A 22,518-nucleotide genomic window follows, 5' to 3' on the forward strand; every position below is an offset into this window, starting at 1 on the left:
TTCCGTATGCAGGCGATCACGTACTCCCAGACCGGTGACTCCTCCGTCCTCTCGCTCGTCGAGCGTCCTCTGCTCGACCCGGGCCCCGGCGAGGTGCGCGTGCGCATCGCCGTGTCCGGGGTGAACCCGACCGACTGGAAGGCCCGACAGGGCGGTCGCCCGTTCTCGTGGGATGAGGTCACACCCAATCAGGACGGCGCGGGGATCGTGGATGCCGTCGGCGACGGCGTCGACATCCCGTCGACGGGTCAGCGGGTGTGGGTCTACCTTGCCCAGCACGAGCGTCCCACCGGCACGGCCGCCGAGTATGCCGTGATCCCGGCCGCCCGTGCGGTCCCGCTCGCCGACGACGCCTCGTTCGCCCTCGGGGCGAGCCTCGGCGTCCCGGCCATGACGGCCCACCGCGCCCTGACCGGGCACGAGCACGGGCCGTCCCGACTCGCGCCGGGAGCCTTGAACGGACGCACGGTCCTCGTGCAGGGCGGCGCCGGCGCCGTCGGCCACGCGGCGATCCAGCTCGCCGCATGGGCCGGCGCGACGGTGATCGCGACCGTCAGCAGCGATGAGAAGGAGGCGCTCGCGCGCGCTGCCGGCGCCCACCACGTGCTGCAGTACCCGAGCGACGCGCTCGCCGACGGCATCCGCGAGCTCGCACCGAACGGCGTCGAGCACATCGTCGAGGTCGCCATCGCCGACAACGCCGCCCTCGATGTCGAGGTGATCGCCAACCACGGCTCGATCGGCTACTACGCCGACAACGGCGGTGACTCGTTCAGCGCCGCGGTGCGGGCCAGCTTCGCCAAGAACGTCCGCTGGCAGGGCCTGCTGCTGTACACCGTGGGCGAAGACGCGCTCGCCGCCGCCGCAGAAGACGTGTCGGCAGCCGTCGCCGACGGAGCGCTACCGGTCGGAGACGACGCCGGGCTGCCCCTGACGTGGTTCCCTCTCGCCGACACCGCCGCCGCGCACGACGCCGTCGCGAACGGCGCGACGGGGAAAGTGCTCATCCGCGTGAGCGACGCGGAGTAACCGCCACACACGAAACCGCCGGGGCCGCGCGTCATGCGCGACCCCGGCGGTTTCGTCCGTCAGGGGGAGAGGAAACGTTGCTCAGTCCCCGTGGCGAGCCGCCCAGGCGGCAACGGTCCGGGGCGACACACGCCGTGAAGACGAGTGTCACCCCGCGCCGATGGGGCTGTGTCGAGCGTCAGAACTCGTTCGACGCGTGCGGCACTGACATCCCGCCTCCGCCGACGAAGGTGCCGGCGGGCGGAGCGGGCTTCGGGAGCGGGATCGGCAGCTTCTTGCCCGTGACACCGTTGACCGACTCGGTCGAGTACGCGTACGTCAGGAGCGCGGTGGCGAGCGCTCCCGTGTTCACGTACAGCGACTTCTTCGAGAGGTTCGCGAGTGTGTCACCCACCTGGTGGTAGTTGGGGTCGAACGCGGCACCCGCCGTGCCACCCCAGAGTGCAGCCTGTTGAGGGGTTTTGATCTCTTCGGCACCCGTGAACAGGCCACCCGAGGGGATTCCGTTGTTGATGAACGCTTCGTAGTCGCTGCGACCGTTGAACTCCGAATCGTCATACGGGAGCCGCAGGGCCGTGAAGTAGCTCGCGAACAGGGACTCGATCGCTTCGGATCCCTCCGGCACTTCGACAGGCGCCTCGAAGGATGACTCGTCGGCGTCGTAGACGGTGTAGACGAAGTTCGGCGACGCGATCATGTCGAAGTTCAGGTAGAGGGCGATCTTCTCGATCTGGTCGGGGGCGAGCCCATCGACGTACGAGGTGCTGCCGACCAGGCCGGCTTCCTCGGCTCCCCACCACGCGAACCGCAGGGTGTTCTGCGGGGTGACGTTGCCGAGCGCCTGGGCCGCGGACAACAGGGCAGCCGAGCCGCTGCCGTTGTCGTTGATGCCCGCGCCTTCGGCGACGCTGTCGAGGTGCGCACCCGCCATGACGACGTTGTCCGCATTCTTTCCGGGCAGCTCCGCGATGACGTTGACCTGGGGCTTGTTCACCGGAGGATCGATGGACAGCGTCGCAGTGGTGCCGACGGAAAGAGCTTCGCCGTCGGCGAAGCTCGTCGTCACCACGGGGATCGTCAGCGGAGCCTCATCGGGCGTGCCGAGGAGCGTGCCGCTGAAGAGCGGCTCGCGGTCGGGCGTGTTGCCCTGATTGAAGATGATGACGCCGCCGGCTCCGGCGGCCTCGGCGTTGACCGCCTTCTGCCGGAAGGAGCACGTGCCCCTCTGGACCAGAGCGATGGCGCCCTCGGGGAAGGTCGCGAAGTCCTCCGGTTCGCACCCGCTCGTCACGGGGTCGCGCGGCAGGTCGAGAACGGTGTCCACGGCGACGACGTCACCCGTGACCGACCCGTAGCCGGTGCCCGTGGCTTCGAGAGCCACGTAGTCCGCCTCGGCCGGCGAGATCTGCTTCAGGACGGGAGGCGGAGAGACGAAGAAGTCGAACTCGTCGTACGACACCTTCCAGCCTGCCTTTTCGAGGACTCCCGCGACGTAGGCCACGCTGGCGTCGTAGCCGCTCGTGGTCGCCGCGCGATTGCCGTCGTTCTCATCGGCGATCTTCTGGAGCGCTTTCAAGTGCGTCGCCGGATCGACCGACGCGATACACGCCTGCATCTTCGTCAGTGAAGGTGCGGAGAGCGTGCCGCAGGCACTGGGGATCGCGGCCGTTGCGGCGCCTGCCGGCGCCACCGCGAACGCGGCTATGAGGGCGGCGGCGCCGAGGGCGGCGATGCCTGTGCGAAGTGGAGCTCGGGATTGGGACATGGGGGGAATCTCCATCCTGTGAACTTGCTTTGCACGGAGGCTAGCCGATGGTGACGCGCACGTCGCCCCTTTCCGTGCTATCCGGCCGGCTCATCGCGTGCGCGGCACATACCGCGGCACCCACCGGACGAATCCGATGATGCCCAGCACCGCGATCGCGCCCATCGCCCCGACCCCGACCGAGAGCGACGCCACCGCCGTGAGCGCCGACACGAGCAGCGGGGCCAGCGCCCCGCCGCCGTCCGTGAGCGTCCGCCACGATCCGAGGAAGGCGGCCGGCTCGCTGGGAGGGGCGATGTCTGCGCCGAGAGTGAGCAGGATGCCGCTCGAGAGGCCGTTGCCCACACCGAGCACGGCGGCGAACATCGCGTACCACATGGGCGCGGAGCCCAGATCGTGGGTGAACGAGAGCGCGATGAACCCGGCGCCCATGAGGATCATCGCCGGAAGAGCCGCCCACAGCCGCCCGAAGCGGTCCATCACCTGACCGCTGGCGTAGAAAAGGGCGAAGTCGATGGCACCCGACACCCCCACCACCACCGCGATGGTGCCGGCATCCAGCCCCAGCGAGACACCCCACAGCGGGAGCACCACCTGGCGGGCCGACCGCACCGCCGAGAGGGAGGCGGCCGCGAGGCCGAGTCGCGCCAACACCCCGCGGAAGCGCCACATCGTGCGGAAGACGCCCGCTCGTTCGACCGTGGGGATCGCGCCGGTCACGGGCTCGCCGGTGTCCTCGGCCGCCCCGGTCGCGGCGGGTAGCCGAGGCGTCGAGCCCGCGCCGACGGGCACGGCCCGCTCGGGGTCGGGACCGAAGAACACCAGCAGGATCGTCGCGACCTGGCACACGGCGAAGAAGACCACGGATGCCGTCTCGTCACCGAAGATGCCCAACAGCGCCGCCGAGATGAACGGACCGACGAACATGCCCGCCCGGAAGGTGCCGCCCAGCAGCGACAGCGCCCGGGCGCGGAAGTGCAGCGGCACGCGCGTCGTCATGAACGAATGGCGGGCCAGCGCGAACGCCGCCGCGCAGAAGCCGATCAGGAACACCGCCGCCGCGAACACCGCCAGCGACGAGGCGAAGACGATCCCGACGAGACCGGCCAGCACGACGATGCCGGCGACGCCCATCGTCACGCGCTCGCCGAATCGGGCCACGGCCCACCCGGCGGGGATGTTGCCGCACAGCTGGCCGACGACGAGGGCGGCGGCGACCAGGGCCGCGAGAGCGACGTCGGCGCCGAGCCGGTCGGCGATCACGGGGATGAGGGGGATGACGGCGCCCTCGCCGATGGCGAAGAGCAGGGTGGGTCCGTAGATCATCGGCGCGAAGCGCACCAGCACGTTCCGGGGAGAGTCGCCTGTCACCGTGTCCACGATAGGCTGGATGCCAAATGCTCGAACTCGATTTGACCGCCGACATCCAGGCGCTGCGCTCGACCTTCGCCGATATCCAGGCCGTGGTCGACGTCGACGCACTCACCGCAGACATCGCACGTCTCAGCGAAGAGGCCGGTGCCCCGAACCTCTGGGACGACGTCGACAACGCTCAGAAGGTCACCAGCCGGCTGAGCCACCGCCAGGCGGAGCTCAAGCGCGTGTCCGAGATCGAGCAGCGGCTCGACGACCTCGAGGTGCTCGTCGGGCTCGCGATCGAGATGGACGACGAAGAGTCGGCCGACGAAGCCCGTCGCGAACTCTCCTCCCTCAAAGACGTGATCGGTCAGCTCGAGGTGCAGACCCTCCTCGACGGCGAGTACGACCCGCGCTCCGCCGTCGTCACGATCCGCTCCGGCGCCGGCGGCGACGACGCCACCGACTTCGCCGAGATGCTGCTGCGTATGTATCTGCGCTGGTGCGAGCGTCACAAGTACCCCGTGAAGGTGATGGACACCTCGTTCGCCGAGGGCGCGGGCATCAAGTCTGCGACCTTCGAGGTCGACGTGCCCTACGCCTACGGCACGCTCTCCGTCGAGGCGGGCACTCACCGCCTCGCGCGGATCAGCCCGTTCGGCGGTGCCGACAAGCGTCAGACCAGCTTCGCGGCGGTCGAGGTCATCCCGGTCATGGAAGAAGCCGTCGAGGTCGATGTGCCCGAGGGTGACATCCGCGTCGACGTGTTCCGGTCGTCGGGACCGGGCGGGCAGTCGGTGAACACGACCGACTCGGCCGTGCGCATCACGCACCTTCCCACGGGTCTCGTCGTGTCGATGCAGAACGAGAAGTCGCAGATCCAGAACCGTGCCGCCGCCATGCGCGTGCTGCAGACGCGCCTGCTCCTGCTCAAGCGCGAAGAAGAGGCCGCCAAGAAGAAGGAGCTCGCAGGTACCATCACCGCGAGCTGGGGCGACCAGATGCGCTCCTACTTCCTCTACGGCCAGCAGCTCGTGAAAGACCTGCGCACCGGATACGAGGTCGGCAACCCCGCGGTCGTCTTCGACGGCGACCTCGATGGGCTCATCGCCGCCGGCATCCGCTGGCGCAAGCGAAAAGAAGACGACTGACACTCACGTGACGACAGACCCTGTGGATGCCAGACGACCGGCATCCACAGGGTTCTCTCGTTTCTCGACACGGCGCGTCCTGACGGCGTGCCTCGGACCCGCGCTTAGGCTCATCGAGCCATGATCCGGTTCGAAAACGTCACCAAGCGGTATCGCGGCACCGCGAAGCCCGCCCTCAGCGCCGTCGACTTCGAAGTGCAGCGCGGGGAGTTCGTCTTCCTCGTGGGCGCATCGGGGTCCGGCAAGTCGTCGTGCCTGCAGCTCATCCTGCGCGCCGAGACGCCCAGCGAGGGGCGCGTGGTCGTGCTCGGTCGCGACCTGCGCACCCTGTCCAATCGCAAGGTGCCCTACTTCCGCCGTGAGATCGGCTCGGTCTTCCAGGACTTCCGGCTTCTGCCGAACAAGACCGTGTTCCAGAACGTCGCGTTCACGCTGCAGGTGACCGGGTCGTCGCGTGGATTCATCCAGCAGGCCGTCCCAGAGGTCCTCGCGCTCGTCGGCCTCGACGGCAAAGAGAAGCGCCTGCCGCACGAGCTGTCGGGTGGTGAGCAGCAGCGTGTCGCCATCGCGCGCGCCCTGGTCAACCGTCCCCAGGTGCTGCTCGCCGATGAGCCCACCGGAAACCTCGACCCCGGCACGTCCACCGACATCATGCGCCTGCTCGCCCGCATCAACGCCGGCGGGACGACCGTCGTCATGGCCACGCACGAGGCCGGCTTCGTCGACCAGATGCAGCGGCGCGTGATCGAGCTCAGTGGTGGCGAGATGGTGCGCGACGAGCGCGGCGGCGGGTACGGCGACACCGCCAGCATCCCGCGCCTGACTCCCGAGGTCGAGAAGGGAGCAGCGGCTGTCGCCGCCCTCTCGGCGGTGCTCGAGGTGCAGCGCGAGGTCACCGGTCGCACGGGTCCCCTGCAGCCGATCCCGACGACGGATGCCGCGCCCGCACCGCGGGCCGAGCGGACTGCAGATGCCGCCCCGGACGTCGCGGCGGCGCCGGCATCGGACGCCCCCGCCGACGAGCCCACCCGGCAGCCGCGTGAGCCGGGGACCAACACGGGGTTCATCCCGGTCACGACGCCCCAGGTCGACGAGCTCGGACTCGCCGACCGCCTCGGCCTCGGTAAGAAGACAGACCGCAGCGACGAAGTGGGGCCCACGTCATGAGGTTCGGGCTCATCCTGTCGGAGGCCTTCACGGGCCTGCGACGTAACGCGTCGATGGTCATCTCGGTCATCCTCGTGACCTTCGTCTCGCTCACCTTCGTCGGCGCGGCAATGCTCATGCAGATGCAGATCGGCAAGATGCAGTCGTATTGGGCCGACCGTGCCCAGGTAGCGGTGTTCATGTGCGCGTCTTCGTCGAACGTGAACACCTGCGCCGCGGGAGAGCCCGCGACGCAGCAGCAGATCGACGAGGTCAGGGCGACGCTCGAGGGGCCGGCGCTCGCGCCGCTCATCCGCGACTACACGTTCCAGACGAGCGACGAGGTGTTCGCCGACGCCCAGCAGCAGCTGCCCGAGGACATCCTCGGTGTCGTCACGGCCGACCAGTTCAACGCGACCTTCAGCATCAATCTGGTGGACCAGCGTCAGTCGGACGTGATCACCGAGGCGTTCAGCGGCCAGACGGGTGTCGAAGACGTCCAGGATCAGCTGCAGTACCTCGAGCCGTTGTTCCAGGCGCTGACGGTCGCGACCTACGTCGCCGTCGGCATCGCCGGGCTCATGCTGATCGCCGCGGTGCTGCTGATAGCCACCACCATCCGCCTGTCGGCGTTCGCGCGTCGACGCGAGCTGGGCATCATGCGGCTCGTGGGGGCGTCCAACCGCTTCATCCAGACACCGTTCGTCGTCGAGGGCGTGCTCGCCGCACTGGTCGGCTCGGCACTCGCGAGCGTCGCGGTCTGGGCGATCGTCGGCGTCGGAGTCGACCAGTACCTGCGAGACCGCATCGGCTTCATCACGTCGTGGGTCGACGTGGGCGACGTCGCGATCGTCATCCCGGTCATCGTCGTCGTGGGCGTCATCCTGGCCGCCCTCAGTGCCAGCTTCGCGATCCGGCGGTGGCTGCGCACCTGAGCGTGGGGTAATCTGTAAGGCTCTGTGTGCCCATGATCATGAGGAGGTGGCACCATGCCTCGTGAGCAGGGTGAAAAGCTCATCGCGTCCAACAAGAAGGCGCGTCACGACTACGCCATCGAGAAGACCTACGAAGCCGGTCTCATCCTGACCGGCACCGAGGTCAAATCGCTGCGGCAGGGCCGGGCGAACCTGACCGACGGCTACGCGTACATCGACGGTGGGCAGGCCTTCCTGGACGCGGTCCACATCCCCGAGTACTCGCAGGGGCACTGGACGAACCACTCCGCCAAGCGCACCCGCAAACTGCTGCTGCACAAAGAAGAGATCATCAAGCTCTCGCACGCCGTGTCGGCGGGCGGATACACGCTCGTCCCGCTGCGGCTCTACTTCCTCGACGGACGGGCCAAGGTCGAGATCGCCGTGGCGAAGGGCAAGCGCGAGTTCGAGAAGCGTCAGACGATCCGTGAGCGCGAAGACAAGCGCGAGGCGGAGCGCGCGATGCGGACGAAGAACCGCCTGGGCGACTGACAGTCCCCGCTACGGGCCCCGTCAGTGCCTCGGGGTCGCGGTCGCTCCGGGCGGGTCACTCCGCGCGGAAGCGCCCCTCCACCGTCGACGTGACGACGATCTCGGGCGGCTGCAGACTGAACGACGGGCCGGCGTCGGCACTGGCGGCCATCATCCGGGCGCCCATCGGCGTCGGTGACTCGGGGCGACCTCCGAGCAATCCGACATCCGCGATCTCGACCGCCGCGACCGATGCGAGGCCCAGGGCGTCGGCGTAGGCCGTGGCGCGTTCGACGGCCACATGGACAGCTTCGGCTGCGACTTCGCGCTCCACGCGTGCGCGCGTGTCGGGGGAGAGGCGCCACTCGACGGCCGTGACCTGCACGTCGTCGGACTCGGCGACATCGCCCAGCCACCACGACAGCGCACCGGCGTCGGTGAAGGTCGCCGACAGCTCGACGCTGGCGTGGTGCACGAGGGGCAGCTGTGCCCCCTCGTTGTTCCACGGGCGGTCCGACCACACCGAGACCCGCGCGCTCGACCACTCCGACACCTCGCCGGAGCGGAGGTGGGCGACCAGGCCGTCTTGAACGGTCGATGCCCGCTCCTGCGCCCGCTCGACGACGGGACCGCGCGTGGGGCCGTCGGTGGAGACGGTGACGCGCACCGCCGCTTCTTCGGCGCGGACGCGCGAGTTGCTCTCGCCCCGGACGGTGATGACGACGTCGCTCATGCGGTGAGCCTACGCGACGGGCGCCGTGTATCCCGGAGGTGGGAATCCCGGCGCCCCGCGAACCGTTGTAGAGTGGGATGCTCGGGTGTTTCGGCAACCGAGGTGGCAACTCAATAGCGTGACAACGGCCGCTCCTTCACGGAGTTCCCGGGGCTGATCGGTTTCGACAGCGCCTGCGAACCCGCGAGAAAGCGGGCCGAGGATGTGGGGTTATCTCGTAAACGCTCCCTGCAAAACAATAAGTGCCAATGCTAAGCGCACTGACTTCGCCCTCGCTGCGTAAGCGAGCCCGATAGTCCGTCAGACCGTGTGTGACCCCGCCACGGAATCTGGCGTCATTTAGGGGTCTTGCTGTGTGACGGCGTCTGGACGTCACGCGGGACTTTTCCCAGGCTGGGCTCGTCGACTTAGGTGTCTGTGACAAAGGTCGGAGCCGAGCAGAACGTCTGCACAGACTGCGCCCGGAGAAAACGCGGAGACCCAGCGTTGGACGGGGGTTCGATTCCCCCCAGCTCCACGAGCCGTTGTCACGAAGAGTTGCACGAAGAAGCCCCCGCTCGCGCCCGTTTCGGCGGGGTCGGGGGCTTCTTGCGTGTCGGCGATCCGTGCGCTCAGCCCGCGCTGCGGGTGTGGATGTCGCTCTCGCCCGAGACGTCGTTGAGTTCGAGGTACACGCGACCCTCGGTGCGGGTCAGGGTGGCGGTGCTGCGGCGCTCGAGACCCTCGGCCACACGCTCGATGAAGCCGGGGTCGAAGCTGTGCAGCAGCACTTCGTCGGCACGGTGGATGCGCTTGCCCGCCCAGGCCGCCGAGACCTTGTCGGGGTCGCGGTGGGTGTAGACGGCGACGCGCTCGGCCTTCATGCTGCCGGTGTGCAGCCGCGCGGCATCCGGTGCTCCCACCTCGATCCACGCCACGAGCGCTCCGGTGAGGTCCTTGACCATGACGGCCGGCTCGTCGGTGGCGGCGACGCCCTCGCTGAAGCCGATGCCCTCCTCGTACTCGAGGCAGTAGGCAAGGACGCGGGTGAGCATGTAGGGCGCCGTCTCGGACGGATGCCGGGCGACCCGCAGCTGCAGCTCGTCGTACACGCCGCGATCGACGTCGGAGAGCTGCACCGTGAAGGTGTGAATGGTCGAGCCGATAGCCACGACGACCGAGCCTACGCGAGCGGGGATGCCCCGCAGCGCCGGTGCGCGGCTTGTCGGGCCCCCTGGCGGCGTCTAGCGTCGGAGGATGCCTGACCCTCGCGCGCTCCGCATCGACGTCGGCCCTTTCCACCTGGCTCCCACGCCCGACGCGTCCACCTGGACCGCCGTGCCGCGCGGCGACGCTGCGGGTTCCGCATCCGGGATCTCAGCGGGGTGGGGGGAGTGGGTCGCCTTCGCCGCCCAGGTGCTGCGTGCCGACGAACTGTGGCGCTCCGTCGAGGCTCGCGGCGACGCGTGGGATGAGGGTTTCGCTGCGGCACGGGATGCCAAGGCGGTCAACCCGTACCGCTGAGGTCGAGCGGCGGGCACGCTGCCGATCAGCGCGGGGTGTCGACGAGGATGAGGCTCTGTCGTGTGTCGGCGAGCTTGACGAAGCCGTCGCCGAACAGGTACGTCAGTCCGTAGCCGTCGACGCCGCGACCACCGAGCCACTCCGGGTTCTCGGTGACGTAGGTGCCGTCGTCGCCGACCTCGACCTTCCAGCCGGAGGCGACGAGCTCCTTCTGGGCCGTGGCGGCGGTGGCCTCGTCGATCGGCGCCCACCCGAAGATCTGGACGCGGTCGGACGCGATCTTCTGATCGCCCCACTTGCACTGGATGCCGTCTTCGAGCGCGATCGCTCCGATACGGAATGGCTCTTGCTGCGTGACCCACCCGAGGCTCGTGAAGTCGTCGGCGGTTGCCTGCGGAATGATGTTCTCGCACGTGGGGTCGGGCGTCTCGGACGCGGGTGTGGCGGTCGTCTCGGGAGCCTCGATGGGGGGACCGGAAGCGGACTCGGCGACGCTGGGCACGGCCTCTGGGGCGGGGCCCGTGCAGGCGCTGAGCAGGACGGCGGCGAGGAGCCCCCCTGTCGTCGCCCACGCAGCGCGCCGACGCGGGCCGGTCACCGGGGCCCCTCGCCGTGCAGCAGGGCGAAGAAGTCGTCGTGCAGGACGCCGTTGGTCGCGAACGACGACCCCGCGTCGAGACGGTCAGAGCCGTCGAACGCGGTGAATCGGCCGCCGGCCTCCCGCACGATCGGTGCGATCGCGGCGATGTCGTACTCCTTCACGTCGAACTCGGCGACGAGTTCCAGCCGGCCCTCTGCGAGCCACATGTAGGGCAGCGCGTCGCCGTAGGCACGGTCGCGCCAGACCGCGCGCGCCAGTCGCTCGAGCGCGGGCACCAGCTCGACACCGTCCCACTGCTGGATGCTCTGGAAGCTGATGCTCGAGGCGCCGATCTCACCCACACCCGACACCCGGATGCCGCGGGTTTCACCCGACGCCGTCGTCGTCCAGGCGCCGTGTCCGACCGCGGCCCACCAGCGACGCCCGATGGCGGGCTGGCTCACGACGCCGACCCGGGGAACGCCGTCGACGGAGAGGGCGATCAGCGTCGCCCACACAGGGATCCCGCGCATGTAGTTGTGCGTGCCGTCGATGGGGTCGATGACCCACCGGCGGGCGGTGTCTCCGGAAGCGCCGTACTCCTCACCCAGAACGGCGTCGTCGGGCCTCTCAGCGTCGAGGATCTCGCGAATCGCGCGCTCGGTTGCGAGGTCGGCCTCGGTCACGTGCGTGCGGTCGGGTTTGGTGTCGATGCGGAGGTCGGCCGCGTCGAAGCTGCGCATCGATACGGCGTCGGCGGCGTCGGCCAGGCGCAGGGCGAGGGCGAGGTCGTCGGTGAGGGTCGGAGGCGTCGCTTCGATCGGGGACACGGCTCAAGGATATCGGTCGACGGGCGGCCGATTTGGTGTGCCCGCGTCACGCCTGGTAACGTAATCCCTCGGTTCGGAACGCGAGTTTCGGTCCGAAACGGAACGCACCTCTAGCTCAATCGGCAGAGCAACTGACTCTTAATCAGTGGGTTCTGGGTTCAAGTCCCAGGGGGTGCACAAGCCACGAAGCCCGGTTTCTCATCGCAAGATGAGATGCCGGGCTTCCGCCTTTCCCGGGGGCACGGCTGGTCTCCCGGCGCAGGTGCGACCACCGTCGTCGCCGTCAGAAGACCCGGTCCTGACGCGCGAGGGCGTCGTACGGGTGCGCAGTGGGCCCGACTATCTCGCGGTCGCGCCCGTGATCCGTAGTGGCCCCACTACTGGTTCCGGCGTGCAGTGGCCGCTTCCTGGTATCCACGGTTCGCGCAGCGGAGAGACGACGTCATTTGTCGAAGGGGTGAAATTCGCAGACCGCACGAGTGAATTGCTCCGGAAACGGACGTGGCAGAACGGCCTCGCGGTGGTTCCTGTCGCATGGCTCGCCAGGCGGTCTATTCTCTTCGCACGTTCCGCGGAAGTCGCCGAGAGATCGTCGGATGACGCTATTGCACTCGCTTTCACGCCCCAAGGGCCGAGTTACCGCTATCTTCCGGCACCCGACGATGCGGTGTCAAGAGCGCGTTCCGCGTCCTGGTGCGGTTTGCACGGCTGTCGAGGCGCGGCATCCGCCCGAGGCATCCAGGTACTGTTCGCAGGACGGTCCGGTCGTTCCCGCGATCTTCACCGTGGGTACGGTCGCGCGACACGTTCGGCAGCTCGAATGAGGGGGCTCCGCGCGGTCCATTCTTAATCCACCCGTAATGGTACGGGTATGAGGTCGGATTTGCTGCGCCGCAGCGGTCCTGACATTTGCACCCGCCGCGGGGCGTAAAGAAATAATGCGCACCCTGAGCTCGAGCCGAAAGCACAATGCGCCCATGGAACTCAACGCCGCCTCCGGTGTTCCGTCCCGTTCGTCCGCCCGCCACCGACGCACCCTGATCGTCACCACCGTCGCCGTCGCCGCCGCCCTGGTCACCGGAAGTGCGACGCCCAGCGTCGCCGCGGTGACCGGGCCGGTGGGACTCCTCCCCGACAGTGCGCGACCGCAGGTCAACGCGATGCCCGTCCCCGGTCCGCTCGAGGTCGGCTTCACCTTCTCGCCCGCGGAGTCGGGCGCCCTATCGGCCGTCCGCTTCTACCAGAACGCCTCTAACTCGGGTGTCGTCAGTGCGTCGGTCTGGTCGGCCGCCGGCGTCCTTCTGGCCCGGGCCCCGGTCGATCCTGTGGCCGCGGTCGGTTGGCGAACCGTCCCGATCGAGCTCGATCTCGACGCGGATGTCTCGTACACCGTCAGCGTGCTCGACAACAACGGCCGTATCCCCGCCATCGAGAACTTCTTCGCCGAGGCGAAGACGACCAACGGCATCGTCACTCCCGCGAAGGCCGGGGTCTACAAGGCCTCCGCCGGGTTCCCCACCATCGGACAGGCCTCCAGCGGTCTCATCGACATCGCCTTCACCCCCGAACCCGACCTCGAGTCCGGACCCGAGTCGCCGGTCGAGCCGACCGAGCCGGAACCGACCGAGCCCGCACCGACACCGACACCGACTCCGGTCGAGCCGACGCCGCCCGCGCCCGACCCCGCCGGACCCGTCAGCACCGTCGACCCCGACGGCTCCCACTGGCCCGAGAACACCCCCCGTGTCGGGGAGGCGCGCGTGGTGCAGGTGAAGCCCACGTGGGCCGCGATCTCCGCGGCGATCAACGCGGAGGCCAAGACCGCGGACGACGTGGTCGTCTGTGTCTCGCCGGGCACCATCACGGGCGGCAACGGCGCGGGATCCAGCTCCAAGGGCGTCATCCAGGACGTCGGCAATGCCGACCGTGCTTCGCGCATCCTCGTCACGCCGTGCGACGGTGTCGGCTCGGTCAAGACCGCCGGAGACAAGGGCGTCGCGTTCGTCGGCATCCGCGGCGTGTCCATCGTCGGCATCGACTTCGGCGCGACCTCGGTGATGCTGCGCAACGTGGAGGCTTTCGGCTTCGGGTACACGACCGTGCGCACCCTGCTCATCACCGCGAATGGCGTTCAGGGGGTTCGAGACACGGATGTCGTTGAGGTGGTGGCCGGTACCGAGGCCGCGGAGGGCGCCGGATACGACCGAATGGAGGTGAAGTCCGCCGGCGGATACGACATCGACGGGCTCACCCTCTCGGGGCTGTACGCCGCGCCGCACTACAAGGCGCGCGGCTCCAGCGCCCACACGGACACCATTCAATTCGTCACCACCTCGGGTGATGGGACCATCACCGACGTCGTGATCGAGGATTCAGCGGTGTTCCAGTCGACGAATCAGGGCATCATCGCCGGCAACAACAGCGGCGGCGAATCCCGCAACACCCTGGTGGTCGGCGGCAAGACGGGGCAGCTGCGCTATCCGGTCTACGAGGGGGGTCAGCCCGTGATCGGCGCGAACTCGCTCCACGGCACGTGGTCGGGCCTGGCCATGGAGACCACCTCCGTCGCCGGCAGCGTCTCGCCCTACTACTCGTTCTCCGCCGTCGAGGCATCCGAGAGCACGAAGGGGGACCGCGGATTCAGCAAGCTCGAGCCGATGACGCTCGACGACCTCGACGAGATCGCGCCCGTGCCGACAGCCGAACGCCTGGCGGCCATCTGGGGCTGACGCTTGCACGGCGAGGCGCCGGATGCCGCGCCCGATCGGTTTCCGATCGAGTGTGGACATCCGGCGCCTCACCACCGGCTCCGCAGCGTCACGCCGCGTCGCCCACCAGCACCGCGGCGCCCTCGTCGGCGGCATCCGGGTGCGCACCGTCGATGTGGGCGAGCAGCGGGCGTCCGAACAGGATGCACAGGCTGGCGATCACGACCGACGCGGCCGCCATGATGTACGGAACTCCCGCGTTGAAGGCGTGCCACAGCAGGGCGGCGAGCGGCGGAGCGACGGCGCCGCCGAGGAAACGCACGGCGGAGTACGCCGACGACGCCACCGAACGCGGCAGGTCGGTCGCCTCCATCACCGCCTCGGTGAGCGCGGTGTTCACCACCCCGAGGACGAGTCCGCCGACCACGATGCAGGTGACCAGGGCGGCGGCCGACGAGACGACGAACGCGGCGGCGACGAGATCGAGGGCGAGAAGCGGTAGCGCGATGAGCAGCACCGTCGTCAGCCGCAGACGCCGCAGCAGCAGCGGTGCGACCCACACGCTGGTGATCGCCAGTCCCAGACCCCACCCGAAGAACGTCAGGCCGATGCCCATCGCGCCGAAGCCGAGGGGGAAGGGCGAGAACGCCAGCAGCGTGAAGAAGCCGATGTTGTAGAACAATGCGGTCGCGGCGAGGATCGCCAGCGCGGGTCGACCCAGAGCACGGAACGGTGCGCTGAACGCCAGAGGCGTGCGCTCGGGAGTGGGTCCGCGCAGCAGCAGCATCACGGCCACGAACGCGACGGCCATCAGGGCGACCACGCCGAAGAACGGTCCGCGCCAGCTGACTTCGCCCAGGATGCCGCCCAGCAGCGGCCCCACGGCGATGCCGAGGCCGAGGGCGGCTTCGTACAGGATGATCGCCGCAGAACTGCCCCCTGACGCCGCCCCCACGATGGTGGCGAGAGCGGTCGAGATGAACAGCGCGTTGCCGAGTCCCCACCCGGCGCGGAAACCGATGATCGCGTCCACACTGCCGCTCAGGGCGCAGAGGAGCGCGAACACCACGATGAGGGCCAAGCCCACCAGGAGCGTCGCCTTCGCTCCGATCCGGCTCGAGATCCAGCTCGTCACGAGCATCGCAAGACCGGTGACGACGAGGTAGCTCGTGAACAGCAGCTCTGTTTCGACAGGACTTGCCTGCAACGACTCGGCGATGGCCGGAAGGATGGGGTCGACGAGCCCGATGCCCATGAACGCCACGACGCACGCGAATGCGACGGCCCACACTTGCGCGGGCTGCTGCCAGATGCGGGGTGCTGCGGTGTCGGCGGTCACCGGACGACCTCTTCCAGTTCGTGGGTGGGAGGCGCGACGGGCACGAGACCCACGCGCAGGGAGAGGGCCGAGGCGGCGACGCCGACGGCATCCCATTCCGTCCCCGACAAATCGGCGACGTGGGGCGCGAGCGCCGCGCGGAACTGCTCGAACCAGCCGGCGAGTGCCGCCAGGCCGGCGTCGGTCGCGCGGATCACGCTGACGCGCGAATCGCTCGGGTGCGCGGCACGCTCGACGAGCCCCGCGGCATCCATCTGATGTACCAGCCGCGTCATACCCGGCTGGGTCACCCGGCTCAGGGTTGCCAGATCGCCGAGCCGTTGGGGCCCGTGGTCGCGTAAGAGCGTGAGCGTGCGCCACTGCGCCGCCGGAGCGTCGTTCTGGGTGTCGATGGCCGCGATGCGCGTGAGGGCGTGCACCGCGAGCAAGAGTGTCTGCAGGTCGTCGTCGCGGGTCATGGAGAAAGCATACCGCAGGTATATACCTAGGGTATCTAAATGGAGGACGTCACGATCGCGCGGCGATCCGCGTCGACAGCTGATGCGCGTGCGCCAACAGGACGCGACCCAGCTCGGCGAGGCGCTCACCGCCGAACCGGAACTCGACGCCGGTCAAACTCAGCGCCCACTGCGGATCACCCGACCGTGTGAAGACCGCCGCTCCCAGACCCCAGCTGCCCTCGACGATCAGCCCCGGATTGACGGCGTAGCCGCGGGCCTTCGTATCGGCGATGCGCGCGCGCAGGCGCGCGGGGGAGTGCGACGCTCCCCACCGCTCCGCCAGCTCCGGATGCCGCTCCAGATAGGCGTCCACATCCTGGGGCGGGAGGAAGGCGAGGATCGCCAGTCCGGCCGACGCGACGCCCAGCGGGAAGCGCACCCCCTCCGACAGGACGAACGAGCGGATGGGAAAGCTCCCGTCTTCGCGCACCAGGCAGACGGTCTCATCGCCGCGCCGCACCGAGAGGAACGCACTCTCCTCCGTCCGTACCGCGAGCGAGCGCACGATGTCGCGCGCAGTGGCGGTGACATCGAATCGGGATGCCGCCACACTCCCCATGAGATACAGCTCCGGCCCCGGTAACCACCGTCCGGAGGCGTCGTCGCGATCGACCAGTCCCTCCGCGCGCAGCGCGGTGAGGAGGCGGTGCACCGTCGGGCGGGTCAGGGCGGCGTCGTGCGCGAGGTCGCCGACGCTCGTGCCGGTGTCGCCCGCGGCGGTCACCAGGCGCAGCAGGTGCGCCGCACGGGCGATGACCTGCGCGCCGGGGACGCCGGCTCGTGGGGCCGATCCAGATGGGGTGTCCACGATGTGGACGCTACGCGCTGCGGCATCCACATCGCAAGATGTCGCTGTGTGCGCCCGCGCCCACCGTCGCAGCATGGGATCACCGCTGTTCGAAGGAGTACGCGTGATCGACAAGACCTGGGCATCGGCGGCCGACGCCGTCGCCGACATCCCCGACGGAGCCTCGCTCGCCGTCGGAGGATTCGGCCTCTCCGGCAATCCCATCGCTCTCATCGAGGCGCTGCTCGCGCAGGGGACGCGCGATCTCTCCGTCGTGTCGAACAACTGCGGGGTGGACGACTGGGGGCTCGGCATCCTGCTCGGGGCCGGCCGCATCCGCAAGATGACCTCGTCGTACGTCGGCGAGAACAAGGAGTTCGAGCGGCAGTTCCTGACGGGCGAACTCGAACTCGAGCTCACCCCGCAGGGCACGCTGGCCGAGAAGCTGCGCGCCGGCGGCGCGGGCATCGCCGCGTTCTACACCCAGACGGGCGTCGGCACGCAGGTCGCCGAGGGCGGGCTGCCTCGCCGCTACGACGGCACCGGCGGCATCGCTGTGGCATCGCCCGCGAAGGACGTGCGGAGCTTCGACGTGCGCGGCGAGCCCCGTGAGTTCGTCCTGGAAGAGGCGATCACCACAGACTTCGCCCTCGTTCACGCCTGGAAGGGCGACCGCCACGGCAACCTCGTCTTCCGCAAGGCCGCGCGCAGCTTCAATCCGCTCGCGGCGATGGCCGGACGCACCTGCATCGTGCAGGTCGAGCACCTCGTCGAGCCGGGCGAGGTCGATCCGGATGCCGTGCACCTGCCGGGAGTCTTCGTGCACCGCATCGTCGAGGTCGGCGACGTCGAGAAGCGCATCGAGAAGCGCACGATCCGCGAGGGTGCCGCTGAGCCGGGACCGGTCCCTTCGACAGGCTCAGGGACCACTGCCGCGATCGTCAAGGAGATCTGAGATGACTTTGTCCCGCACGGAGATGGCCGCCCGCGCCGCCCGCGAGCTCGCCGACGGCGCCTACGTCAACCTCGGCATCGGCCTGCCGACCCTGGTCCCCAACCATGTGCCCGACGGGGTGACCGTCGTGCTGCAGTCCGAGAACGGCATCCTCGGCGTGGGTCCGTACCCGACTGACGACGCGGTGGACGCCGATCTGATCAACGCCGGCAAAGAGACGGTGACGACCCTCCCGGGGGCCGCCTTCTTCGATTCGGCGTTGAGCTTCGGCATGATCCGCGGCGGCAAGATCGATGCCGCGATCCTCGGGGCGATGCAGGTGTCGGCATCCGGAGACCTGGCCAACTGGATGATCCCGGGGAAGATGGTCAAGGGCCCCGGCGGCGCGATGGACCTCGTGCACGGCGCCGCCCGGGTGATCGTGCTGATGGAGCACGTCGCCAAGGACGGCTCGCCCAAGATCGTCGACCGGTGCTCCCTGCCGCTCACCGGACGGGGCGTCGTCGATCGCATCATCACCGACCTCGCCGTCATCGACGTGACGCAGGATGGACTCGTGCTCGTCGAGCTCGCCCCGGGCGTCGGCGTCGACGAGGTGCGGGATGCCACCGAGCCCCCGCTGACCGTGAGACTCACTGAGGAGATCGAGACCGCATGAGCGCTGAGAACGACATCGTCATCGTCGCCGCCGCACGCACCCCGCAGGGTCGGCTCAAGGGGCAACTCGCTCCGCTCACCGCCGTGCAACTGGGCGCCGCCGCGATCCGCGGAGCCATCGAGCGCGGCGGCATCCCGGCTGACGCCGTCGACGCCGTCCTCGTGGGTCAGGTGCTGCAGGCCGGCGCTGGGCAGAATGCCGCACGGCAGGCCGCGATCGAGGCCGGAATCGGGTGGGATGTGCATTCCGCGACCGTCAACAAGGTGTGCCTCTCGGGTCTCACGGCGATCATCGACGCGGCCCGCATGCTGCGCGTGGGCGACGCCACCGTCGTCGTCGCGGCCGGTATGGAATCCATGACCCGCGCCCCGCACCTGCTCATGAACTCGCGCGAGGGCTACGCCTACGGCTCCGTCGAGGTGATCGACCACATGGCCTTCGACGGCCTGACCGACGCGTACGACCGCGAGAGCATGGGCGCCTCGACCGAGCGCGCGAACGCCCGTTACGAGGTCACCCGCGAAGCCCAGGATGCCGTCGCCGCGCGCTCGCACCAGCGCGCCGCCGCGGCGCAGGCCGACGGGGTGTTCGACGCCGAGATCGTGCCGGTGTCGATCCCGCAACGCAAAGGCGAACCCGTCGTCGTCACCGCCGACGAGGGCATCCGCCCTGACACCACGGTCGCAACGCTCGCGAAGCTCCGCCCCGCCTTCGCCGAGGGCGGCTCGATCACGGCCGGAAACGCCTCGCAGATCTCTGACGGCGCTTCTGCCGTGGTCGTCACGACCCGCGCGACCGCCGAGGAGCGCGGCTGGGACGTGCTCGCCACGCTCGGAGCCTCGGGCCAGGTCGCCGGACCCGACAACTCCCTCCACGCCCAGCCCGCACGCGCGATCGAGAAGGCGCTCGCGAAGCAGGGCATCGCGGCATCCGACCTCGATCTCGTCGAGATCAACGAGGCGTTCGGGGCCGTGGTCGCGCGGTCGCAGGCCGAGCTCGGACTCTCCGATGACGTGGTCAACCCGCACGGCGGCGGCATCGCGCTCGGTCACCCCATCGGCGCCTCCGGCAACCGGCTGGTCGTGCACGCGGTGCATGAGCTGATCCGTCGGGGCGGTGGCACGGCAGCCGTGGCCCTGTGCGGCGGCGGCGGTCAGGGCGACGCACTCATCCTCACCCGGTGACACCCACCCGCTGATCGACGAACGGATGCCGCGACCCTCAGGCCGCGGCATCCGGAACGTTCGAGGGGTGCTCAGCGCGTGAGGCGCTTCTTCAGCAGCTTGCCCTGCTTCTTCTGGACGGGGGAGTCACCCGCGATCATTCGGCCCCGGCGGGCGCGACGCGTGTCGACGACGGCGCCGACGGCGAGAGCGAGGGTGATGCCCCAGCTCAGCCACGCCAGAGCGGTCCGCCAGGTGAACGGCTCGTCGTTCTTGAGTCCGCGCAGGAGCGTGACGCCGCCGGTGATGGCGCTGAGGAGACCGGTTCCGAAGATGTACTGCCGCATGCGCCCAACTTACCGACCCGTGGTTCATCGCCGCCGCCGCCTTGACACCCGCGCGCGCCCCGTTCGGTGAACAACGGGGGCGACGGAATGCGGCGCGTCGGAACGTTTCCGGCGCCCACGACCGGTTCTCACGCCGGCGTCCAGCCCCCGAACCGGGATCCGGCCCGCTGTTAGCCTGAGGTCGATCCCCGAGGAGGACCTGTGACCCAGGCCGATTTCGTCGTCGTCGCGAACCGATTGCCCGTCGACCGCACCCCCGATGGAGAGGGGTGGCGGCGCTCGCCCGGCGGACTCGTGACCGCCCTCGAACCCGTCATGCGCAGTGCCGACGGTGCGTGGGTGGGGTGGGCAGGTCAAGCCGATGTCGACGTCGAGCCGTTCGAGTTCGACGACATGCACCTCGTTCCCGTCACGCTCGCCGCCTCCGACGTGCAGCTGTACTACGAAGGCTTCTCGAACGACACGATCTGGCCGCTCTATCACGACGTGATCTCGCCGCCCACCTACAAGCGCGCGTGGTGGGACGCCTACGTCAAGGTCAACAAGCGCTTCGCCGACGCAGCGGCAGCGGTCGCGGCCGAGGGCGGCACCGTCTGGGTGCAGGACTACCAGCTGCAGCTCGTGCCGAAGCTGCTGCGGGAGTTGCGCCCCGACATCACGATCGGGTACTTCCACCACATCCCGTTCCCGGCCTACGGGCTCTACTCCCAGCTGCCGTGGCGCAAGCAGGTGCTCGAGGGTCTGCTGGGCGCCGACGTCATCGGCTTCCAGCGCGTCGCCGACGCGGGCAACTTCGCCCGGGCCGTACGTCGTCAGTTGCGCTACGAGACCAAGGCCAGCGGCATCCTGGTGCCCGACGCCGAAGGCGGCACGCGCGTCGCCCTGGCGAAGGCGTTCCCCATCTCGATCGACGCGGAGTCGTACGTCGAGTTGGCCCAGCGGCCCGACATCCAGCAGCGCGCCAGGGAGATCCGCGAGGGACTCGGCAATCCTCGCAAGATCCTGCTCGGCGTCGACCGACTCGACTACACCAAGGGCATCCGTCACCGCCTCAAGGCGTGGGGCGAGGTGCTCGAAGACGGCCGGGCCACGGTCGAGGACGCCACCCTCGTGCAGGTCGCGAGCCCCAGTCGCGAGCGCGTCGACGCGTACATGCAGCTGCGCGACGAGATCGAGATGACCGTCGGGCGTATCAACGGCGACTACGACACCACCACGCACACAGCGATCCGCTACCTGCATCAGTCGTACCCGCGCGAAGAGATGGTGGCACTGTTCCTCGCCGCCGACGTCATGCTCGTCACGGCCCTGCGCGACGGCATGAACCTCGTCGCCAAGGAGTACGTCGCCAGCCGCATCGACAACCGCGGCGTGCTCGTGCTGAGCGAATTCGCCGGGGCCGCCGACGAGATGGGCAGCGCACTGCTCATCAACCCGCACGACATCGACGGATTGAAGGATGCCGTCATCCGCGCGGTCGACATGCCCGCGGCCGAGCAGGGCCGACGGATGCGCACCCTGCGCCGTCGCGTCCGCGAGCATGACGTCGAGGATTGGTCGCGCGGCTTCCTCGAGGCGCTGTCGGCGTTCCACGGCCGCTCGTCCCGTGCAGCGGACGCCGAGGTCGAGGCCGGTACTGACGACGATCAGGCGGATGCCGAATGACCGCCGCCGACGCGACGGTCGAGGCCGTCGCCACCACCCACACCCTGCTCATCGCGCTGGACTTCGACGGCACGCTGTCGCCGCTGGTCGACGAGCCGATGTCGGCGCGCATGACCCCGGCGGCGCGCGCGATCGTCGATGAGCTCGCGGCACTGCCGCGGACGGTCGTCGCGCTGGTCTCGGGCCGTTCGCTGGCCCACCTTCGTGAGATCTCCGAGCACGCCGACGACTCGCCGGTCTGGCTCGCGGGTTCGCACGGCGCGCAGTTCTGGGTGCCCGGCAACGGCGTCGAAGAGACCCCCGACGACACCGACGACCTCGCGCTGCGCGACCGTCTGCAGCGGGAAGCCACGGCCGGCACCGATGAGATGGACGGTGTGTGGATCGAGCCGAAGGAGTACGGCCTCGGCGTGCATACGCGCACGGCGGATGCCGCGACCGCCCGTGCCGCGCGAGACCTCGTCGACGCACTGGTCGGAGCGCAAGCCCCCACCTGGCGACGTCGCACGGGGCACGACATCCTCGAGTTCGCGTTCCGCCACGAGGGCAAGGACTCCGCGGTCGCGCGCCTCCGCGAGCGCGTCGGGGCGTCTGCCGTGCTGTTCGCCGGCGACGACGTCACCGATGAAGACGCCTTGCGCTCGCTGGGACCTCAGGACCTCGGCGTCCGGGTCGGCGGGGGAGAGACCACGGCCAGCCTGCGCGTCGACGACATCGCCGCGTTCGTCGCCGTACTGGAGGACGTGGCGCGCCTGCGCCGAGCGCACGGCGCGTGACCGGCGTGTGCGCCGGGCGGCGCCCGCGTCCAGGGGTCTTGGGCGCTCCTGCACACGGCGATTAATCCGCCGTTCATCCCTT

Annotated in this window: 22 protein-coding genes, 1 tRNA gene and 1 other RNA gene; 14 read left to right on the forward strand and 10 right to left on the reverse strand. The window is 69.3% G+C overall.

Translation table 11 applies throughout. The annotated features are described in order from the left end of the window. The first annotated feature begins 6 nt into the window (after positions 1-6). Positions 7-1,029 (forward strand): NADPH:quinone reductase, encoded by a 1,023-nt coding sequence (locus tag ASF76_RS04925; RefSeq protein ID WP_055953884.1) that lies wholly within the window; start codon positions 7-9, stop codon positions 1,027-1,029. 178 nt (positions 1,030-1,207) lie between these two features. Here ASF76_RS04925 and ASF76_RS04930 read toward each other — a convergent pair whose 3' ends face one another. After that, positions 1,208-2,794: a M28 family peptidase gene (locus ASF76_RS04930; protein ID WP_055953888.1), complete on the reverse strand. Its 1,587-nt coding sequence runs from the start codon at positions 2,792-2,794 to the stop codon at positions 1,208-1,210. A 90-nt stretch (positions 2,795-2,884) separates the two neighbouring features. Further along, complete coding sequence (locus tag ASF76_RS04935; protein ID WP_055955325.1) at positions 2,885-4,120, reverse strand: MFS transporter; 1,236 nt, start codon at positions 4,118-4,120, stop codon at positions 2,885-2,887. A 71-nt stretch (positions 4,121-4,191) separates the two neighbouring features. Here ASF76_RS04935 and prfB point away from each other — a divergent pair, with 71 nt between their 5' ends. The 4 genes from prfB (at position 4,192) to smpB (ending at position 7,913) form a co-directional block, all read left to right on the forward strand. After that, positions 4,192-5,301, forward strand: a complete 1,110-nt coding sequence (gene prfB, locus ASF76_RS04940; RefSeq protein WP_055953891.1) for a peptide chain release factor 2 — start codon at positions 4,192-4,194, stop codon at positions 5,299-5,301. A gap of 120 nt (positions 5,302-5,421) precedes the next feature. Beyond that, positions 5,422-6,468 (forward strand): cell division ATP-binding protein FtsE, encoded by a 1,047-nt coding sequence (gene ftsE / locus ASF76_RS04945; RefSeq protein WP_055953893.1) that lies wholly within the window; start codon positions 5,422-5,424, stop codon positions 6,466-6,468. Beyond that, positions 6,465-7,382: a permease-like cell division protein FtsX gene (ftsX, locus tag ASF76_RS04950; protein ID WP_055953897.1), complete on the forward strand. Its 918-nt coding sequence runs from the start codon at positions 6,465-6,467 to the stop codon at positions 7,380-7,382. The genes ftsE and ftsX overlap by 4 nt, the downstream gene beginning before the upstream one ends. Before the next feature lie 54 nt (positions 7,383-7,436). After that, positions 7,437-7,913 carry an SsrA-binding protein SmpB gene (smpB, locus tag ASF76_RS04955; protein WP_055953901.1) on the forward strand — a complete coding sequence of 159 codons (477 nt, stop codon included), beginning with the start codon at positions 7,437-7,439 and terminating at the stop codon, positions 7,911-7,913. A gap of 55 nt (positions 7,914-7,968) precedes the next feature. Here the strand turns inward: smpB and ASF76_RS04960 are convergent, their stop codons facing one another. After that, the gene (locus tag ASF76_RS04960) at positions 7,969-8,625 is read right to left on the reverse strand and encodes an SIMPL domain-containing protein (RefSeq protein WP_055953904.1); all 657 of its coding nucleotides are present in this window, start codon (positions 8,623-8,625) and stop codon (positions 7,969-7,971) included. Between the two features lie 149 nt (positions 8,626-8,774). On the opposite strand from ASF76_RS04960, the gene ssrA reads away from it, so the two are divergent. After that, positions 8,775-9,145, forward strand: a transfer-messenger RNA (tmRNA) gene (ssrA, locus tag ASF76_RS16635). 91 nt (positions 9,146-9,236) lie between these two features. Here the strand turns inward: ssrA and ASF76_RS04965 are convergent. Then, positions 9,237-9,776: a YaeQ family protein gene (locus tag ASF76_RS04965; protein WP_055953907.1), complete on the reverse strand. Its 540-nt coding sequence runs from the start codon at positions 9,774-9,776 to the stop codon at positions 9,237-9,239. 85 nt (positions 9,777-9,861) lie between these two features. On the opposite strand from ASF76_RS04965, the gene ASF76_RS04970 reads away from it, so the two are divergent. Next, on the forward strand, positions 9,862-10,128 hold the full coding sequence (locus tag ASF76_RS04970) for a hypothetical protein (RefSeq protein WP_055953910.1): 267 nt from the start codon (positions 9,862-9,864) through the stop codon (positions 10,126-10,128). Between the two features lie 25 nt (positions 10,129-10,153). Here ASF76_RS04970 and ASF76_RS04975 read toward each other — a convergent pair whose 3' ends face one another. Both ASF76_RS04975 and ASF76_RS04980 read right to left on the reverse strand, forming a co-directional pair. Beyond that, on the reverse strand, positions 10,154-10,726 hold the full coding sequence (locus tag ASF76_RS04975; protein ID WP_055953913.1) for a hypothetical protein: 573 nt from the start codon (positions 10,724-10,726) through the stop codon (positions 10,154-10,156). After that, positions 10,723-11,529, reverse strand: a complete 807-nt coding sequence (locus ASF76_RS04980; protein WP_055955328.1) for an inositol monophosphatase family protein — start codon at positions 11,527-11,529, stop codon at positions 10,723-10,725. Before ASF76_RS04980 ends, ASF76_RS04975 begins: the two co-directional genes overlap by 4 nt. Before the next feature lie 113 nt (positions 11,530-11,642). Here ASF76_RS04980 and ASF76_RS04985 point away from each other — a divergent pair. Both ASF76_RS04985 and ASF76_RS04990 read left to right on the forward strand, forming a co-directional pair. After that, a tRNA-Lys gene (locus ASF76_RS04985) sits at positions 11,643-11,715 on the forward strand. Positions 11,716-12,515: 800 nt separating this feature from the next. Continuing rightward, positions 12,516-14,267 (forward strand): DUF4082 domain-containing protein, encoded by a 1,752-nt coding sequence (locus ASF76_RS04990; protein WP_055953916.1) that lies wholly within the window; start codon positions 12,516-12,518, stop codon positions 14,265-14,267. A gap of 88 nt (positions 14,268-14,355) precedes the next feature. Here the strand turns inward: ASF76_RS04990 and ASF76_RS04995 are convergent, their stop codons facing one another. Genes ASF76_RS04995 through ASF76_RS05005 form a run of 3 tightly spaced genes read right to left on the reverse strand, consistent with a single transcriptional unit; the run spans position 14,356 to position 16,893 of the window. Next, entirely contained in the window at positions 14,356-15,585 is a 1,230-nt protein-coding gene (locus ASF76_RS04995; protein WP_055953919.1) for an MFS transporter, read from the reverse strand. Then, a complete protein-coding gene (locus ASF76_RS05000) occupies positions 15,582-16,043 on the reverse strand; it encodes a MarR family winged helix-turn-helix transcriptional regulator (protein WP_055953922.1) in 462 nt (153 codons plus the stop codon). Before ASF76_RS05000 ends, ASF76_RS04995 begins: the two co-directional genes overlap by 4 nt. 49 nt (positions 16,044-16,092) lie before the next feature. Then, entirely contained in the window at positions 16,093-16,893 is an 801-nt protein-coding gene (locus tag ASF76_RS05005; protein WP_055953925.1) for an IclR family transcriptional regulator, read from the reverse strand. A 103-nt stretch (positions 16,894-16,996) separates the two neighbouring features. On the opposite strand from ASF76_RS05005, the gene ASF76_RS05010 reads away from it, so the two are divergent. The 3 genes from ASF76_RS05010 to ASF76_RS05020 are packed head-to-tail and all read left to right on the forward strand — an operon-like array spanning position 16,997 to position 19,669. Beyond that, entirely contained in the window at positions 16,997-17,827 is an 831-nt protein-coding gene (locus ASF76_RS05010; RefSeq protein ID WP_055953928.1) for a CoA transferase subunit A, read from the forward strand. A gap of 1 nt (position 17,828) precedes the next feature. Next, entirely contained in the window at positions 17,829-18,485 is a 657-nt protein-coding gene (locus ASF76_RS05015) for a CoA transferase subunit B (RefSeq protein WP_200936081.1), read from the forward strand. Continuing rightward, positions 18,482-19,669 carry an acetyl-CoA C-acetyltransferase gene (locus ASF76_RS05020; RefSeq protein ID WP_055953931.1) on the forward strand — a complete coding sequence of 396 codons (1,188 nt, stop codon included), beginning with the start codon at positions 18,482-18,484 and terminating at the stop codon, positions 19,667-19,669. Before ASF76_RS05015 ends, ASF76_RS05020 begins: the two co-directional genes overlap by 4 nt. Before the next feature lie 71 nt (positions 19,670-19,740). Here ASF76_RS05020 and ASF76_RS05025 read toward each other — a convergent pair whose 3' ends face one another. Then, on the reverse strand, positions 19,741-19,995 hold the full coding sequence (locus tag ASF76_RS05025) for a hypothetical protein (RefSeq protein ID WP_055953934.1): 255 nt from the start codon (positions 19,993-19,995) through the stop codon (positions 19,741-19,743). A 201-nt stretch (positions 19,996-20,196) separates the two neighbouring features. On the opposite strand from ASF76_RS05025, the gene ASF76_RS05030 reads away from it, so the two are divergent. Both ASF76_RS05030 and otsB read left to right on the forward strand, forming a co-directional pair. Next, a complete protein-coding gene (locus ASF76_RS05030; protein ID WP_055953937.1) occupies positions 20,197-21,660 on the forward strand; it encodes an alpha,alpha-trehalose-phosphate synthase (UDP-forming) in 1,464 nt (487 codons plus the stop codon). Further along, positions 21,657-22,436: a trehalose-phosphatase gene (gene otsB / locus ASF76_RS05035; protein ID WP_055953940.1), complete on the forward strand. Its 780-nt coding sequence runs from the start codon at positions 21,657-21,659 to the stop codon at positions 22,434-22,436. The genes ASF76_RS05030 and otsB overlap by 4 nt, the downstream gene beginning before the upstream one ends. Positions 22,437-22,518 lie beyond the last annotated feature (82 nt).

Origin of the sequence: Microbacterium sp. Leaf151 (assembly GCF_001424225.1) — a bacterium.
Taxonomy (GTDB): Bacteria; Actinomycetota; Actinomycetes; order Actinomycetales; family Microbacteriaceae; genus Microbacterium.